Source organism: Coprococcus sp. RTP31081st1_H1_RTP31081_211007, from assembly GCF_040227275.1.
GTDB classification, from domain to species: domain Bacteria; phylum Bacillota; class Clostridia; order Lachnospirales; family Lachnospiraceae; genus Coprococcus; species Coprococcus aceti.
In genome coordinates, this window is the sequence record NZ_JBEHVP010000014.1 from 1 (window position 1) to 18,009 (window position 18,009).

Here is an 18,009-nt window from a genome sequence, read left to right on the forward strand (position 1 = left end):
GCCTTGAGAAGATCATAAGAAAGTGTACACAGAAGAAGCCGGAGAGACGATATCTCACAGCAAATGCGCTTATAGCTGATCTCAACAGAGTAAAAGAGAATCCTAATATAGATTGTATAGTAGTGCCTAAGACCAGCGTTCCTACATCCCCTACCATTGAGATGACAAAGCAGGAGATGGAGATGATCAAGACCGGAAGACAGGTCGATAAGGCAGATACTACGGAGGTTCCACCTGTAAGTCCGAGAACGTCAGAGATCAAGGCTAACGTGCCAGTTATGCCGCCGTCACAGTTCGACGATCTGTTCCCAGATGACGACGATGAAGAGGATGATACGGACGAGTCAGTGGCAGATGATGGAGAACAGGAGCAGGAATACGATGGAGAAGAGGAGCTTGATCCAAGACTTAAGAAGATAATCATGGTATCAAGTATTGCCATCGCGGTGGTTCTTGCCATACTTGCCATACTTCTCATAGGCAAGATAGCCGGCTGGAATATTCTGGGCGGTAAGGGTAAGACGGAGGAAAGCACCGATGTCATAACCACAGAGGGATCGAACGACACAACTGCACAGGAGACAGTACCTATGGTCAATGTAGTAGGTCTGTATAAGACTGCGGCTGAGGAGCAGATGAAGAAGAATGGCTTCACCAACTATACATTTGTGGAGAAGACAGATGCCACAGTTGAGAAGGGCTATGTAATATCACAGAGTATAGATGATGGAACATCCATAACAAAGGATACACAGATAACTATTTACGTGTCATCTGGCAAGGAAAAGACCAAGGTGCCGAATGTTCTCGGATATGAGGACAGTCAGGCCACAACATTGCTCGAGGAGGCAGGACTTAAGGTAACACATGGCTATGCGTACGATGATAATGTTGAGAAGGATCATGTAATATCCTCAGATCCTGTTGCCGGAACAGAGGTTGAGGAGGGCTCAACAGTCAAGATAATCATCAGTAACGGTAAGGAGACTAAGAAGATCGCAGTTCCTAACCTCAAGGGTAGGTCTGAGGCAGATGCAGCAGCTAAGCTTCAGGAGGTCAACCTGGTAGGCAATCCAAGCTATGAGTACAGCGATGATGTGAAGGAAGGCCAGGTAATATCACAGGATCCTGAGGTCAACACTGAGGTTGACGAGGGAACTACCGTGTCATATGTTGTCAGTAAGGGACCTCAGAAGGTTACATACTCTGTATCTTTCAGCGGTTCAATATCGAATATAGAGTTTGATTTTGATACATTTGGAAGTGTGACAGTTGACATCTCATACACAATAGGCAGACAGACATTCTCTGTATACAGCGGCAAGGCTGGTGCAGGAGACTTCCCTATCAATATAGATGGAGTTGAGGGTCCTACAGGACTTGAGAGCAACCAGGGATCATTCTCTGTGACCATCACGGATTCAGAGGGAATAGATGTCACATCAAGCTTTAACACGGGCGGTTTGTCCGCTACATTTACACAGGAGAGTAATTAGTAGTGGCAGATATCATATCAGGAAAGATAATCAAAGGAATCGGTGGATTCTATTATATAGACGCCGAGGATGGACATTTGTACGAATGTAAGGCGAAGGGCATCTTCAGAAACAAAAAGATCAAGCCCCTTGTCGGAGATAATGTGAATATAGAGATACTTGATCCTGAGAACAATCTAGGTAATATCGTTGAGATATTGCCTAGATTTAACTCTTTAATAAGACCTGCTGTGGCAAATGTGGATCAGACGATCATAATATTTGCCGTGAGCGAGCCTGAGCCGAACTTTAACCTGCTTGACAGATTCCTTGTCAGCATGGAGAAAAGCGGTGTTGAGACTATCATTTGTTTTAACAAGACGGATCTTTCGCCGGACAATATGGAGGCTTGCAGATCATACAGCAAGAGCGGGTATGAGACAATCTTCATAAGCGCCAGGGAAGGCGAGGGCATAGACAGGCTCAGGGAGATCATAAAAGACCGCACAACGGTGTTTGCGGGGCCATCGGGAGTCGGCAAGTCGTCTACTCTCAATGCGATCAAGCCAGAGGCGGAGGCCCAGACAGGCGCTATAAGTGACAAGATAAAGCGTGGCAAGCACACCACGAGACATTCTGAGCTCATGCACATTGGCGGCAGGACATATATTATGGACACACCGGGCTTTTCATCGCTCTATGTTGATTCCATAGAGGCGGAGGATCTCAAGGAGTATTTCCCGGATATTGCGGCATATACGGGAAAGTGCAGATTCAACATGTGCAATCATGTCAGTGAGCCGGATTGTCTGGTAAAGCAGGCGGTTGCGGACGGAGAGATAAGCCGTATAAGATACGAAGATTATGTAATGATATATAACGACTTAAAAGAAAAGAGGAAATGGTAATGATAATTCTTTCACCTTCATTATTGTCAGTTGATTTTGCACATATTGCGGACGGCATTGCAGAGCTTGACAGAGCGAAAGTTCCTGCGCTGCACCTTGACGTTATGGACGGTGCGTTTGTTCCGAACATATCATTTGGTGCGCCTGTCATAAAGTGTCTCAGAAAAGAGACGAACATGATATTTGACGTGCATCTCATGATAGAGGAGCCGGACAGATATCTTGAGGATTTCAAGAAGGCAGGTGCTGACTGGGTAACCGTACATGCAGAGAGCTGTAAGCATCTGCACAGAACCGTTGCCAGGATACATGAGCTTGGAATGAAGGCCGGAGTGGCACTCAATCCGGCAACTCCTGTATCAGTGCTTGACTATGTGATAGACGATCTGGATATGGTACTTGTTATGAGTGTCAATCCGGGATTCGGCGGACAGTCATTTATTCCTTCAGCACTCAGAAAGGTGGCTGAGGTCAGAAAAATGGCAGATGACAGAGGCCTTGAGCTCGATATAGAGGTGGATGGTGGAGTCAATTTGAAGAATGTGGGTGACGTCATAGAAGCCGGTGCAAATGTCATAGTTGCCGGTTCTGCGGTATTCGGCGGTGATGCTTATGAGAACAGCTGCAGCTTTCTCAAAGTATTTGAGAAATATGAGGCATAGATAATAAAGGGCAAATAGTGATATGAAGAGTTATATTATAATATCCGGAGGCAGAGTTGATCTGTATTCACTTCAGGAAATCATGGACAGACACCTTGAAAGCAGCAGAGTGATAGCTGTGGACAAGGGTATAGAGACCTGCAATAAGATAGGAATAGTACCGGATGTGATCGTGGGTGACTTCGATTCAGCCAGCAAGGTGACTGTGGGCGTGTACAGGAAGATGGCTAAAAAGATGCACTCCATACAGTTTGTTGATCTGGACACACACAAGGACTTCACGGATACTCATGTAGCCATCATGCATGCCATGGAGGAAGGTGCTACGGATATTTATATATCGGGGGCCACAGGAACAAGACTTGATCACACAATGGCAAACATAGGGCTACTCAAGGAATGTGCGGATAAAGGCGTAAATGCGTATATAGAGGATGACCATAATGTAATAACCATGATAAATTCCAGTGCCGGAATAAGCCGGCTGGAGGGATACGATTATATATCTTTTATACCGTACGGTGGATGCGTCACGGGGGTAACACTTACAGGGTTTGAATACAACGTGGAGAATCGTACATTTGAGATAGGAGACAGCCTTGGAGTGAGCAACCGGGTTGTATCGGAGGATGCAAGGATAGAGATAGAAGATGGCTATATGATCGTCAATTACAGCCGTGACTGATATGGTTTAAAAGACCAGGCATATAAACTACAATATAAATATAACGAAAAAGCTCTGCACAGTGTATTATCTGTGCAGAGCTTTTTCACATAGCAGTTTGTTATATTCCTTTACTTTTTCTTGGAGTTCTTTTTACCCTTTTCAGGATATTTCTCGTTTATCTTTTCTTTTATCTTTTCGTGCCTGTCGGCTACTTTGTTTTTTGCTGATGACTTTTTCTTCTGGTCGGACTTCTGGTCGTTCTTTGACTCATTCTTTTGCTCGTCGCCGGAAACCTTAGCTTTGTTATCAGGTTCATCAGGTGTTGTTAACTCACGGAGTTCGCGGATGCTGGCATCAAAGCCTTCTGTTATCGGATCGGCATACATGGATGAATAATATGCATACAGAGCCTTGTATTCCTCAGATGTCTTGTATCCGGTGATGTAGATGTGTCCGTGCATCTCGTCCATATGGATACCCCTGATCTTCTTGGCAATGTGAAGGCCGATGTTCTTACAGTGGCTTCCGATCCTGTCAAGACTTGTGAGAATGTCAACCAGTGCAAATCCTCCAGGGATACCACATTCGCCCATCTGAAGTCTCACAACGTGGTGATCCTTTATAAGCTCTGTTATCTCGCTGATGGTCTGTGCAAGTGGCTCTATTCTTGATATTGCCTGAAGATCGTCCTCCTTGAAGGCGTTCAGAGTCATATCAATAATATTGTTAGTCGCCTTGAGCGCTGTCTGGATCTCATTCATTCCCTGATCTGAGAAGTTTATCTTCTGATCTATTATATTTCTCGATACAACGAGAAGATTCTCACAGTGGTCACCAATCCTTTCCATATCACTCAGACTGTTCAGAAGCTCAGACACATCAAGTCGTTCGGATCTGGACATGTTGTTCTGTGATGTTACCTTGAGGAGGAAGTTGTTGAGTGAGCTCTCACATTTGTCTATGAAATCCTCATTCTCCTCGAGTTTGGCGGCATCTTCTTCATTGAAATCACTGATGAGTCTGCATGCTATTGCAAAGTTCTCTCTTATGCAGTCAGCCATGGCAAACATGACATTTCTTGCCTGTGAAATAGCGATGGAAGGGGTAGCGATAAGTCTCGGATCCAGTGTGGCGAGCTCTTTGTCGATCTTGGACTCCTCGTCGTCCCTGATGATCTTTCCTGTAAGTTTTGCCACCTGATTGGAGAATGGCAGAAGTATCAGGCTTATGATAAAGTTGAACAGGAAGTGGACGTTTGCAATGTTACCACGGTTTACGACCTTGTCCATGAAAGGCATGTCTATGAAAAGCTGAAGTCCGTATATGACAATAACAAAGAACACAGCTCCGAATATGTTAAAGAGAAGATATGAGAGAGAAACTCTCTTTGCCTTCTTGTTCGCACCGATTCCCCCGAGGATAATGGTCATACACTTACCGATGTTCTGACCGATAATGATAGGAATGGCTGTTCCGTATGTAACGACGCCTGTGGACGAAATGGCCTGGAGTATACCTACTGATGCAGATGAACTCTGTATGATGGCTGTGAGCACAAGTCCTATTAAAATACCAAGTAATGGGTTATTAAACGATGTGAACAGATTCTGGAAGCTCTCTGATTCCTTAAGTGGCGCAAATACACCCTCCATGGTATTCATGCCGAGAAAGAGGATTCCAAGACCAACAAGAATACTTGCAATATCACGTTTCTTGTTGTTATTTGTAAATAGTATGATAAATGCACCTATACATATAAGGATAGGAGCAAATGATGACGGTTTTAAAAGTTTAAGAAGAATATTAGTCTCCGCAAGATCTCCAAGACGAAGGATCTGTGCGGTCGCGGTACTACCGATGTTGGCACCAAACACGACAGGTATGGCCTGCCCAAGCTTCATGATTCCGGCATTTACAAAGCCGATGAGCATGATGGTCGTTGCTGCCGAACTCTGAATGATGGCTGTTACGGCTGTACCGAGTGTAAAACCCTTGATAGTTCCCGTAAACTGATTTTTTCCGGTTGTAAGTTTCTCAAGAACCTTTTCCAGACTGCCACCGGCGAGATTCTTCAGCGAGGCACCCATGAGATTCATTCCGAACAGAAATAAACCTACGCCTCCGAGCAATGTTAAAATAGAAAATAAATCCAAAATTATAGCCCTCCTGAGTAAAATGAATTTTACCTGTGTTTCTGACAGGTAAAAAATATGTAATAAATATGTAAAATCCCATACGATTCAGATTATAACACATCACTAGTTTTTGTACTATTGAAAAAATAATGCAATTGATGGTAACATTTCGGCAAATGTCACAATAAATATGATGGTGGCGGCAAAACTTCAACTGTGGTAGAATGAGCAGGGTATATTATATAAAAATGATAACGAAGATTCAGATAAAAGAATGGAGTGGCTGATACATGTCTGTTTTTAGTGATAAGAGAGTATTTGGAATCAAAAGGCAGAACTGTGGCGGTGTGTCCACCGCAGGGCAGGTATGCGCCAATGATGTAATATTGTGGGTCATATTTCTGCTGCCTATTAATATAGTAATACATGGTGCAGGACAGTGCCTTGTGGCCATGGGATTGTTCGTGGGCAATGTTGTCGGATGGATATTTCTGTCAAAGCGTATGAATTCGTATGCTGAGATATCCCCTAAAAAGATACACAATGCTCCGGAGCTGTTCGCAGCAAGATATGGGTCATGGAAGTTGAAAGATCTGGTGTCCGTCATATGGATAGTGACGCTTGGCCTGATACTGGTGTCTGTTCTCAAGGTTATCGTATCGGTTGTCGCCTATTTTATGGACATGCCGGAGAGCATAAGCCTTGCCATCATAGTGTCATTTCTCATCCTTGCCACCATACTGGTTGACAATAAGCTGATGGGAATAATCAAGACAATAGTGTTCATAATGGTTATAATCGTATGTCTGACGATGATCGGACTGGTATTTTACAGGATGGATGCGAGGGAGATACTTGACAATTACAGGAGATCAAGGCTTGCAGGGGGAACCAGCATTTATCTGAATATACTGTATTACGATGGCAAAACAGTGGATATAGGAAGTGCGATATCCATGACGGGAGTAGGACTTGGATGTATAGCTATGCCGCTGATGTACAAGGGTGTCTTAAATATCCGGGATATCAAGGAGCTCGATGTCGGAAGAATATGGGCTGTAATCTTTGAAGGGTTCACAATACTTTCAAGCTGTATACTGGCACTTCTGGTCGTACCGGTGCTCTATCCTGAGAAGGTATGGGAAAATATGAACTCATTCCAGGTGTACAACCAGATGTTCAAGAAGCTGCTTGGAACGGGAACCTATGCGTATGTGTTCAGATTTGCCGCGCTTATGGTGTTTATAGCGGCGGTTGTCGTAATGCTGGAATCGTTCATGAGAAATATATGCGAACATATAAGAGGGCTTGTTCCGGCAATCTCAAGAGCCGGTGGAATCGCAAAGCTTCTTATAGATATAGGTGTTGTTGTGCTGACCGGATGCTGCATTTTCCTGGTGGCAGAGTTTGTTGAATTCAACAGAGAGCATATGATCGCCGACAACTGGGGATTGTGTGCGGCGGCACTTGCGGCTCCTCTTTTCTGTACACTGACGTACAGGCATGCGACCGGAAAAGGCATGTATGCCGGAATAATAGCAGGAATACTCACATTTGTTATGTGGAAATATCTCCCGTTTGTGAACGGAGGCAGCCTGGCGGCATACTCGGGTATCAGCGGTGACGTGGTTGGATTTGCAGTGAGTCTGCTGTTCACCATTGGAGTAAGTGTGTGCACGCAGAAAAATACAGAGGAAGAACTGAAGATATTTGACAGGATGAGGGCTGATCAGGCCTGATCTGAAGGAGTTCATATGATATACAGGATTGCCTGCGTCGGCAGGATAAAGGAACAGCATTTTACGCAGATGTTAAATGAATATAAGAAGGAGATCGACAAGAGAGGGCGTCTGGAGATATGCGAGGTTCCTGACGAGAGGATACCTCAGAAGGCTGGCGACAAGGTAAATGCCATGATCATTGAGGCCGAGGCGGACAGGCTGAGACATGTGATCGGGAGAGACGACTATGTTATCGCACTGTGTATAGAAGGAAAGAAGACGACCACGGAAGGACTTGCCGATCAGGTCCGCAGGGCATCGGAGCGCGGACATGACACGGTTACATTTGTGATAGGGGGATCTCTTGGACTTGCTGCAGATATAGTGAGGAGGGCTGATTACAGGATGAGCGTGTCGGATATGACATTTCCGCATCAGCTCATAAGGGTGACGCTGGCGGAGCAGCTTGCGATCATAAGCCGGAGCTGACAGGGATTATTTGTGGTAGGTTATGTTGTTCAGGATAGTGTATGCCCTGTAGGTCTGCTCGGACAGCAGGAGGGCAGTCATCTCGGCGGACGGCTGTACTGAACAGAGAGAGAAATTTTCCATATCAGCTGTGAGTGATTCATCGTACCCTATGTAGAAGTTTATCTTTGAGGTACCGCTTGAAGTCAGACTGTTGATGCGGGCTGCGTAGTCCTCAGATGAGATGGTATCGGAGCCGGATATGCAGTAGTTTGTGGTGTTTTTCCCTGAGGTGCATTTAATTTTCCCTGCAACACATACTATAGACAGAGTACAGTATGGAGAAAGTCTCTTGACGTACTCGGCGATGGCTTTCTGATACAAAGGGTTGATTTTTTTCTGATTAACGTATATGTTTATATCCATGTGATTTCTCCTAAAGTCAGAAATGGGCGGCAGGATGGCGTAACGGCATCCTAACTCTGACATTATATAGCATCAAGGAGAAAATATATAGCAAATTATGTTATAACATTATGGAGGATAAAATGAGTAAAAAATTACTGGCACTTGATATTGACGGAACGCTGACAAATACTCAGAAGGATATTACTCCGGCAACGCTGGAGAAAATAATAGAGGCACAGGAGAAGGGGCATATCGTTGCGATAGCATCGGGACGTCCACTGCCTGGAATAAGGAAGATAGCAGACACCATAGAGCTTGACAGATTTGGCGGATATGTGCTTGCTTTCAACGGCGGAAGGATCGTCGATTACAGTACCGGCGAGGTGGTATATCAGGCTGTGCTTGACAATGATGTGGTGAGGGATATATATGATTACTGTCTGAAAGCGGGCTGCGGAATGGTGACATACGATGGAGACCGAGTTATAACCGGAACTGATATAGACGGATACATGACATTTGAGGCAAGTATCAATCATATGGAGATCATGAGGATAGATAACTTCAGGGAATATATCGATTTTCCTCTCAACAAATGTCTTCTTACCGCAGATCCTGACAAGGCGGAGAAGATAGAGCAGGAGCTTGCAGAAAAGTTCGGTGATCAGCTTAATATATTCCGCTCGGAGCCATATTTTGTGGAGATCATGCCGCCAAATGTTCACAAGGCAACATCCCTTGAGAAGCTTCTTGAGGTCCTTGATATGGACAGAAAGGATCTTGTGGCGTGCGGTGACGGATATAATGACCTCACGATGATAGAGTATGCCGGGGTGGGAGTCGCCATGGCAAATGCACAGGACATAGTGAAGGAACATGCCGATTATATAACATTGTCAAATGACGAGGACGGACTTGTGCCGGTGGTGGACAAGTTTATCCTGGCTGACTGATCAAGTATAAAAAATGTGTGAATTATGTGTATCCCGTTGAATTGATGAGATATTTGTAGTAAAATGTATTGCTATATGATTTAAATTTTGGCAGATACATTCGATATTTAGGAGAAAAATATGGGAAATAAAATGAGTGGTCATGATGACGATGATATGAAGCGTGTTAAGGGCAGATATGCCGGAGAGATGCTTTTTGACGATGAAGATGATTACGATGACGATGCCGACGATTATTCAGATGATCATGGCAGAACCGGTATTGCAAAGGATGATTATTCCGACAGCGCATTTGGACCGGGCGCAGACGATGAAGAGGATGCGGCATCAGAAGAGGAAGCTTATACATCGGATGATGAATATTATGAAGATGAATATGCGGAAGAAGAGCAGGATATGAAGGATCAGAAGAGAAAGAAAAAGAACAGAGTATGGGGAATCATACTTGCAATCGAGGCTGTTGCAGCCATAGTCATAGGTGTTCTGTTTGTGAAGGCGTACATCAACAACACATATAACAAGATGCAGTACAAAGAGCTGAAGGACACTCATATAAATGAGGATCTGGATGAAGAAACAGTCAAGAAGATGACAGGATACACCAACATCGCATTGTTTGGTATAGATACCAGAGATGCAGGCATGGTTGACGAAGGAGTGCGTTCAGACAGTATAATCATCTGTAGCATCAACAATGATACACAGGAGGTCAAGCTTCTCTCACTGTACAGAGATACTTACCTTGAGCTCTGTAATGACAGCCAGTCATACGAGAAGGCAGCTCATGCATACGCATACGGCGGAGCACAGGGCGCTGTCAATATGATAAATAAGAACCTTGACCTGAATATAACAGATTACGTTGCAGTCAATTTCACAGCCCTCACAGAAGCCATCGATGCCCTGGGTGGAATTGATATAGAGCTGAAGGAGGAGGAGCTTTATAAGCTCAACCAGTGTATTGACGAGCAGATGGGTGTAAATGGTATTTATTCAGATTATGTATATGACACAGGTGTCGTTCATCTGAACGGTGTGCAGGCTACAGCCTACTCCAGAATCAGAAGTACAGATGAGGGTGATATAACAAGAACATGGAGACAGAGAACAGTTATCTCCAAGATGATAGAGGCGGCAAAGACAGCAGGAATCTCCAAGCTGCTTGATTGTATCAACGTGGTTGTGGATGATGTTGCATCAAGCCTTACAGAGGAAGAGATCATTGATATGGCAAAATCCTGCTTCAACTACAAGCTGTCTACTACAACAGGATTCCCGTTTACCATCGCCAGTCCTACCATGGATGAGGTGAGCTATGTCGTTGCCTGTGATCTCGCAACGAATGCCACAGCACTTCACAGATTCCTGTTCGACGACATGAATTATACACCGTCAGCTACCGTACAGAATATAAGCTACAACATCATCAATGATTCAGGCTGTGAGAATCAGCTCGATCTTGATACATTTACAGTTCAGGATGATGTGGATTCCATTGTATCGACGGAGTCAGATTATTCTGATGGCTATTGATGATATCTGGGATCTGAAAGCAGGTTGTCGGGTGACATATAACAGAAATAAGCATAACAGCAAGGCACATATCATATGCACGTGTACACAGTGATATGTGCCTTTCTTTTTTACTTTGAAATGTAAAGGGTATGTGCTATAATGAATCAGGTCGTCAGGCAGATGTCTGCATGGGTTATCATGCCAGGATATGACGATATATAATATGAATAATAAAATATGAACACAAAGGATGGATCGCGATATGAAGATGGACAGAATTCTGCTCAAGATGAGCGGTGAAGCTCTTGCCGGTGATAAGAAACATGGTTTTGACGAGGAGACAGTCAGAGATGTGTCCAATCAGGTAAAGCAGATAGTAGACAAGGGAATACAGGTATGTGTAGTAATAGGAGGAGGAAACTTCTGGAGAGGAAGAACCTCAGACAACATGGACAGAGTTAAGGCGGATTCCATAGGAATGCTGGCAACTGTCATGAACTGTATCTACACAGCGGACAGCTTCAGAAGCTGCGGAATAAAGACACACATCATGACACCATTTGTATGTGGTAATATGACTGAGCTTTTTGACAAGGACAAGGCAATCGCATATATGGAGCAGGGAGATGTCGTATTTTTTGCAGGTGGAATCGGCCATCCATATTTCTCAACAGATATGGCGACAGTGCTTATGGCAATAGAGGTTCAGGCAGATGTCATTCTTTCAGGTAAGGCCATCGATGGAGTATATGACAGTGATCCTAAGACCAATCCGAACGCTAAGAAGTATGACAGCATGAAGATGAGCGATATAGTAGACAACAAGCTCGGAGTAATAGATCTTGCCTCAGCAGTTCTTGCCATGGAGAACAAGATGCCTATGATGCTGTTTGGCTTGAATGATGAGAACAGCATAGTGAAAGCCGTTACAGGCGGTTTCACCGGAACATATGTGAATGCGGAATAAAAGGGAAAATAATAAGAAAAATATATAATCCAGGAGGAATGAATCATGTTAACACAGTACGAAGAGAAGATGCAGAAGTCAGTTGAGAATCTTGAGGCTGAGTATGCTACCATCAGAGCAGGAAGAGCGAACCCTAACATCCTCAACAAGATCAAGGTTGAGTATTATGGAGTTCCAACACCTATGCAGCAGCTTGCAAATATAACTGTTCCAGAGGCCAGAACACTGGTCATCGCACCATGGGAGCCATCACTTGTCAAGGAGATAGAGAAGGCTATCATGAATTCTGATCTTGGAATCACACCTAACAACGATGGAAGAAACATCATCCTCAACTTCCCAGAGCTCACAGAGGACAGAAGAAAAGAGCTCGTCAAGGATATCAAGAAGAAGGGTGAGGGCGCAAAGGTCGCTATAAGAAACATCAGACGTGATGCCAACGATGCCATCAAGAAGATGGAGAAGAACGGAGACATAAGCGAGGACGAGCTCAAGGATAACGAGGACAAGATCCAGAAGCTCACAGATAAGTACGTTGGTCAGATCGACAAGGCTGTTGAGTCAAAATCCAAGGAGATCATGACAGTATAATAATCATGGATATGATGTATCCCTCAAATGGAATGCGGAGAGAATATGAAGAGAGAGATTAACGGAGAATTACTTAATGTGCCGGAGCATGTGGCTGTGATCATGGATGGAAATGGCAGATGGGCAAAGAAGAGATTTCTTCCCAGAAACTATGGACACGCAGAGGGTGCGAAGGCTCTAGAGGCTATATGTGAAAATTGCGATAAGCTTGGAATAAAGTATCTTACAGTGTATGCTTTTTCCACGGAGAACTGGAAGAGGTCTGTTGAGGAAGTCACAGGTATCATGAATCTTTTCAGAAAGTACCTGGTTGACAGTATAGAGAGATCTAACAACTCCAACATGAAGGTTAACCTCATAGGTAAGCGAGAGGGCCTCCCGGAGGATATAGTTCAGAAGATGGATGATCTGGAGAGGGAGACTGCGGGGAATACAGGACTTCAGTTCCATATAGCGATAAACTACGGTGGACGTGATGAGATTGTCAGGGCGGTGAAGAAGATCATGAAGGATGCCGATGCGGGAAAGATCAGTGCGGATGACATTGACGAGAGCCTGTTTGCGGAATATCTCGACACAAAGGGTGTGCCTGATCCTGATCTGCTAATAAGGACAAGCGGTGAGGAGAGAACATCCAACTTCCTCCCATGGCAGCTTGCATATTCTGAGTTTTATTTTACAGATACACTGTGGCCTGATTTTGACATGGATTCTCTGATAGAAGCCGTGAGGTACTACAATAAGAGAGAGAGAAGATTCGGAGATGCAAAATAGTTATCCGGAGGATATTAGTTAATGAAACAGAGAGTGATAAGTGGTGCGGTTCTGGTAGTGATACTGGCCATCACATTATATTTTGGAGGGATAGTAACATGCGGCCTTATGGCTCTGGTATCCCTTGTGGGCAATATGGAGCTGCTCAGAGTATACGGAGTGAACAAGAAGACTCCGGGAATCGTGTGTTACCTGGCGACAGTTCTGTATTATATAGCCATATACCTGGATCGTATGGACATTATTGTTCCTATGATGGTCATATATTTATTGGTTATGCTTGCTGTGTATGTGCTGACATTCCCAACATACAGTGATAAACAGATCATGGCGGCATTTATGGATTTCTTCTATGTAAGTGTCATGCTGTCATTTGTATATCTCATAAGAAACATGGAGCATGGACTGGTACTTGTCCTGCTGATATTTGTCAGCTCATGGATAAATGATACATGTGCTTACTTCGTGGGAAGAGCCCTCGGAAAGCACAAGATGGCACCTGTGCTCAGCCCTAAGAAGAGCATAGAGGGTCTTATCGGCGGTATCGTTGGAGCAGGTGTATTCGGAGCAGTGTTTGGCATACTGTTTGATAAGTATGTAGACACCATGAACTATGCGCCATTACTTTTTGCAGTTGTCGGCGCTGTCGGTGCACTTCCGGCGGTTATTGGAGATCTGGCAGCATCTGCGATAAAGAGAAATAACGACATCAAGGACTACGGAAAGCTGATTCCGGGTCACGGAGGAATATTGGACAGATTTGACAGCATAATATTTACAGCACCGATAATTTATTATCTGCTTGTATATCTGCTGTAGGATACATGATGGGCAGTGCCCAGTGGGTTCACTGGATACTGCCTATTATATTCGGATAGATGATCCGGTAAATCCGGATACAGGAGGATAACATGAAGAATGTAGCGATAATTGGCTCTACAGGTTCAATTGGAACACAGACCCTTGAGATAGTTAGGGTTCAGGAAGATCTGAATATAGTGGCGCTTGCCGCCGGAAGTAATATAGAGCTCCTGGAAAAACAGGCGAGGGAGTTTTCGCCTGAGGTTGTGGGAATATGGAGCGAAGAGAATGCTGCGAGACTCAGAGAGTGCCTTGCGGACACTGACATAAGAGTTGTTGCGGGCATGGACGGATTGATAGAGATAGCAGAGCTTTCGTCATCAGACATCCTTGTCACGGCAATAGTTGGTATGATCGGAATAAGACCGACTATAGCAGCCATAAATGCGGGAAAGGACATAGCACTTGCCAATAAAGAGACTCTGGTGACAGCGGGACATATCATCATGCCGCTGGCGGCGGAGAAGAATGTAGCGATACTGCCTGTTGACAGCGAACATTCCGCTATATTCCAGTCCCTTCAGGGAAATGTGCACGGCGATGTGGAGAAGATACTGCTCACAGCGTCAGGTGGGCCTTTCAGGGGAAAGGATACCGCATTTCTTGAGAATGTTCAGGTGGAGGATGCGCTCAAGCATCCAAACTGGAGTATGGGAAGAAAGATAACAATAGATTCAGCAACCATGGTCAACAAGGGACTTGAGGTTATAGAGGCAAAGTGGCTTTTTGATGTGAAGCCGGAGAATATCCAGGTGGTAGTCCAGCCACAGAGCATAATCCACTCGATGGTTGAGTACAGGGATGGCGCAGTCATAGCACAGCTTGGAACTCCGGACATGAAGCTTCCGATACAGTACGCTTTGTGTTATCCGGAGAGAAGATACATGGCCGGTGACAGACTGGACTTCTGGACTATGAACTCGATTCTTCTTGAGAAGCCGGACATGAATACATTTAAGGGATTAAAGTATGCGTATTCTGCCATAGCAGATGGCGGTTCAATGCCGACTGTATTCAATGCGGCAAATGAGTGCGCAGTGGCAAAATTCCTTGACAGGAAGATACGCTTCCTCGATATATACAGGATAATAGAGGAGTGTATGGCGAGTCATACAGTTATAGAAAACCCTGACGTGTCACAGATACTCGACACTGAGCGCTGGGTATATGATTTTGTAGAAAGCAGGTGGTAGATTGAACATAATTCTCATAATTCTAGTATTTGGTGTGATAATATTTTTTCATGAGCTTGGACATTTTATTGTCGCAAAGATCAATCATATATCGGTAATTGAGTTTTCCATGGGACTTGGCCCAAAGCTCTTCTCGTTTACCAAGAAGGATACACAGTATTCACTGAGACTCATACCTCTGGGCGGTTATTGTATGCTGCTAAGCGAAGGCGAGGAAGGTCATGAGGATGACGAGAACGCATTTGAGAAGAAGTCCATATGGGTGCGTATGGCGGAGGTTCTTGCCGGTCCGTTCATGAACATAGTTATAGCATTTATCTTTTCAGCGGTCATAATCCACTTCTGTGGTACAGATCCTGCGACTATCGGCAGGGTGTACGACAGCGAGATGGCGAAGGAAAGCGAGTATGCGGATGTTGTCAAGGAGTTCAATGGAGTTTATCCTGCGGAGCAGGCCGGGATAGAGGATGGAGATACCGTCCTTGAGATCGGCGGAAGCAAGATCAAGAACTTCAGGGAGCTTCAGATATATCTTGAGATATACGGGGACGGTTCTCCTATAGACCTCAAGATGCAGAAGAAGGATGGCACGGTGTACGATACGACTGTATATCCGGTGGAGACAAGTGCAGGTTATAAGGTGGGAATCGTAAGCTGCGGTTATGTCTTGCCACAGAATTTTGGCGAGCTGATGAAGTATTCTGCCTATGAGGTCAGATACTGGGTCAAGGCCACGTTCCTGAGCCTTAAGCTCATAGTCACCAGACAGGTCAGCTCAGATGAGGTGTCCGGCCCTGTGGGTGTGGCAAAGTCCATGAACGATACGTTCAATGAGGCTGCAAAGGTCGATGTCCTTACGGTTCTCCTCAACTGGATGAACTATATAGTGCTTCTCTCGGCCAACCTTGGAATCATGAATATGCTTCCGATACCGGGACTTGACGGAGGACGTTTCCTGTTCCTGCTGATCGAGCTTATAACCAGGCGGAAGGTTCCGAAGGACAAGGAAAACATAGTCACATTTGTGGGATTTGTGCTGGTCATGATCCTCATGGTCGTAATATTGTTCAATGATATAAAGAATGTATTTTTCAGTTAAAGGCAATTAAAGAAGGAGGAAAGGCGCCAGTGCTTATGTACTGGCGCTGTGAGTATATATGAAGACAAGAGAGATCCATATAGGTGACAGGGTTATAGGCGGAGGCAATCCGATACTTATACAGTCCATGACCAACACAAAGACGAGCGATGTGGAGGCTACGGTTGCACAGATACTCCAGCTTGAGAAGGCCGGATGTGACATAATCAGATGTACGATAAACGATGAGGCTGCAGCAGATGCAATCCCGGCTATAAAGAAACAGATCCACATTCCGCTTGTGGGCGACATACATTTTGACTACAGGCTTGCCATAAAGGCCATAGAAAATGGTGTGGACAAGATCAGGATAAATCCGGGAAATATTGGAGGACAGGAGAAGCTGGCAAAGGTAGTCGAGGCTGCCAGAAAGAGAAATATTCCTATAAGGGTCGGTGTAAACAGTGGTTCTCTGGAGAAGAATCTCGTGGAGAAGTACGGCGGAGTGACCGCAGAGGGAATAGTTGAGAGCGCTCTTGACAAGGTGCGCATGATCGAGGAGCTTGACTATCACAACATAGTCATAAGCATCAAGTCGTCTGATGTTATGATGTGCGTGAGAGCCCATGAGCTCATCGCGGACAAGACAGATTACCCTCTGCATGTGGGAATCACGGAGTCAGGAACCGTCACAAGAGGAAATATCAAATCATCGGTGGGACTTGGAATCATACTCCATGAGGGAATAGGCGATACGATAAGAGTGTCCCTGACAGGAGATCCGGTGGATGAGATCCTGTCGGCAAAGCTTATTCTCAAGGCTCTTGGACTCAGAAAGGGTGGAGTAGAGCTTGTGTCATGTCCGACCTGTGGACGTACTGAGATTGACCTTATCGGACTTGCAAACAAGGTTGAAAAGCTTGTGTCAGACTATGACCATCTCAATATTAAAGTCGCAGTTATGGGGTGTGTGGTGAACGGCCCGGGAGAGGCCAAGGAGGCAGACCTTGGTATTGCAGGAGGCAAGGGCTGCGGACTGCTCATCAAAAAGGGTGAGATAGTTGGCAAACTCAGTGAGGATGAATTTATACCGGCGCTGAAGCGCGAGTTAGATAATTGGAGTGAATAGGATTGAACAACGAAGATCGTATTTTGGAACAAGAGAATATAGATCAGATGTATGCCGATGAGATGCAGACTCAGATGGATTATGAAGCCCAGATGGCTGAACAGGAGATGTATGAGAGCCAGATGTATGCTGATATGCAGCAGGAGAGCGCATCGTACACCCAGGCGGATGTTCACGACTCGGACTGGCATATCGCAGATGATATGGAGGAAGATGCCGAGGACGAAGACGTGGTCAGTGATGGCTCTGCAACGGCGGTTTCAGATGCCGGAAATGAGCAGGCGGAGCTCTTCATGACGGTGTTCCCCGGAGTGGAGATGACTAAGGAGCTTGCAGGTCTGTTCACCGAGGTGTATGTGACAAAAGTTACGATATATGACAGTAAAAATATCCTGCAGGTTGACATAAGATCGAGACATATAATAAGCAGACCGAATATAGAAAAGGCGGAGGAGTGTATCCGTAAGTTTGTATTTGGCAATAAAAGGTATACGGTCCAGATAC

The 18,009-nt window shown here is 45.0% G+C and carries 18 protein-coding genes; 16 read left to right on the forward strand and 2 right to left on the reverse strand.

The window, feature by feature from the left end:
- From ABUA31_RS14065 to ABUA31_RS14080, 4 genes are all read left to right on the forward strand, one after another.
- The coding region (locus tag ABUA31_RS14065) for a PASTA domain-containing protein (RefSeq protein ID WP_349824062.1) at positions 1-1,496 on the forward strand (1,496 nt) is incomplete at its 5' end.
- A 14-nt stretch (positions 1,497-1,510) separates the two neighbouring features.
- On the forward strand, positions 1,511-2,383 hold the full coding sequence (gene rsgA / locus ABUA31_RS14070) for a ribosome small subunit-dependent GTPase A (RefSeq protein WP_055224231.1): 873 nt from the start codon (positions 1,511-1,513) through the stop codon (positions 2,381-2,383).
- Complete coding sequence (rpe, locus tag ABUA31_RS14075; RefSeq protein ID WP_055144695.1) at positions 2,383-3,045, forward strand: ribulose-phosphate 3-epimerase; 663 nt, start codon at positions 2,383-2,385, stop codon at positions 3,043-3,045. The genes rsgA and rpe overlap by 1 nt, the downstream gene beginning before the upstream one ends.
- Positions 3,046-3,067: 22 nt before the next feature.
- A complete protein-coding gene (locus ABUA31_RS14080) occupies positions 3,068-3,730 on the forward strand; it encodes a thiamine diphosphokinase (RefSeq protein ID WP_015534822.1) in 663 nt (220 codons plus the stop codon).
- A gap of 110 nt (positions 3,731-3,840) precedes the next feature.
- On the opposite strand, the gene ABUA31_RS14085 is transcribed toward ABUA31_RS14080, so the two are convergent.
- Positions 3,841-5,865 (reverse strand): Na/Pi cotransporter family protein, encoded by a 2,025-nt coding sequence (locus tag ABUA31_RS14085; RefSeq protein ID WP_022216779.1) that lies wholly within the window; start codon positions 5,863-5,865, stop codon positions 3,841-3,843.
- A gap of 272 nt (positions 5,866-6,137) precedes the next feature.
- On the opposite strand from ABUA31_RS14085, the gene ABUA31_RS14090 reads away from it, so the two are divergent.
- Together ABUA31_RS14090 and ABUA31_RS14095 are read left to right on the forward strand one after the other, a co-directional pair.
- Complete coding sequence (locus ABUA31_RS14090; RefSeq protein ID WP_055273494.1) at positions 6,138-7,586, forward strand: SLC5/6 family protein; 1,449 nt, start codon at positions 6,138-6,140, stop codon at positions 7,584-7,586.
- Positions 7,587-7,601: 15 nt separating this feature from the next.
- Positions 7,602-8,057: a 23S rRNA (pseudouridine(1915)-N(3))-methyltransferase RlmH gene (locus ABUA31_RS14095; RefSeq protein ID WP_015534824.1), complete on the forward strand. Its 456-nt coding sequence runs from the start codon at positions 7,602-7,604 to the stop codon at positions 8,055-8,057.
- A gap of 6 nt (positions 8,058-8,063) precedes the next feature.
- Here the strand turns inward: ABUA31_RS14095 and ABUA31_RS14100 are convergent, their stop codons facing one another.
- Entirely contained in the window at positions 8,064-8,462 is a 399-nt protein-coding gene (locus tag ABUA31_RS14100; protein ID WP_015534825.1) for a 23S rRNA (pseudouridine(1915)-N(3))-methyltransferase RlmH, read from the reverse strand.
- 122 nt (positions 8,463-8,584) lie between these two features.
- On the opposite strand from ABUA31_RS14100, the gene ABUA31_RS14105 reads away from it, so the two are divergent.
- The 10 genes from ABUA31_RS14105 to ABUA31_RS14150 form a co-directional block, all read left to right on the forward strand.
- On the forward strand, positions 8,585-9,397 hold the full coding sequence (locus ABUA31_RS14105; protein ID WP_055224117.1) for a Cof-type HAD-IIB family hydrolase: 813 nt from the start codon (positions 8,585-8,587) through the stop codon (positions 9,395-9,397).
- A 120-nt stretch (positions 9,398-9,517) separates the two neighbouring features.
- Positions 9,518-10,930 (forward strand): LCP family protein, encoded by a 1,413-nt coding sequence (locus tag ABUA31_RS14110; RefSeq protein ID WP_055144688.1) that lies wholly within the window; start codon positions 9,518-9,520, stop codon positions 10,928-10,930.
- Between the two features lie 250 nt (positions 10,931-11,180).
- Positions 11,181-11,879, forward strand: coding sequence for a UMP kinase (pyrH, locus tag ABUA31_RS14115; protein ID WP_055145001.1), 699 nt, complete (start codon positions 11,181-11,183; stop codon positions 11,877-11,879).
- A 45-nt stretch (positions 11,880-11,924) separates the two neighbouring features.
- Positions 11,925-12,470, forward strand: coding sequence for a ribosome recycling factor (frr, locus tag ABUA31_RS14120; RefSeq protein WP_015534829.1), 546 nt, complete (start codon positions 11,925-11,927; stop codon positions 12,468-12,470).
- Positions 12,471-12,515: 45 nt separating this feature from the next.
- On the forward strand, positions 12,516-13,244 hold the full coding sequence (gene uppS, locus ABUA31_RS14125) for an undecaprenyl pyrophosphate synthase (protein ID WP_022216775.1): 729 nt from the start codon (positions 12,516-12,518) through the stop codon (positions 13,242-13,244).
- Between the two features lie 21 nt (positions 13,245-13,265).
- On the forward strand, positions 13,266-14,063 hold the full coding sequence (locus tag ABUA31_RS14130) for a phosphatidate cytidylyltransferase (protein WP_022216774.1): 798 nt from the start codon (positions 13,266-13,268) through the stop codon (positions 14,061-14,063).
- 92 nt (positions 14,064-14,155) lie between these two features.
- Positions 14,156-15,298: a 1-deoxy-D-xylulose-5-phosphate reductoisomerase gene (gene dxr / locus ABUA31_RS14135; RefSeq protein ID WP_349818305.1), complete on the forward strand. Its 1,143-nt coding sequence runs from the start codon at positions 14,156-14,158 to the stop codon at positions 15,296-15,298.
- A 1-nt stretch (position 15,299) separates the two neighbouring features.
- Entirely contained in the window at positions 15,300-16,397 is a 1,098-nt protein-coding gene (locus ABUA31_RS14140; protein ID WP_055144682.1) for a M50 family metallopeptidase, read from the forward strand.
- 58 nt (positions 16,398-16,455) lie between these two features.
- Positions 16,456-17,505, forward strand: a complete 1,050-nt coding sequence (gene ispG, locus ABUA31_RS14145; protein WP_022216771.1) for a flavodoxin-dependent (E)-4-hydroxy-3-methylbut-2-enyl-diphosphate synthase — start codon at positions 16,456-16,458, stop codon at positions 17,503-17,505.
- Between the two features lie 2 nt (positions 17,506-17,507).
- The coding region (locus tag ABUA31_RS14150; RefSeq protein WP_349824063.1) for a PolC-type DNA polymerase III N-terminal domain-containing protein at positions 17,508-18,009 on the forward strand (502 nt) is incomplete at its 3' end.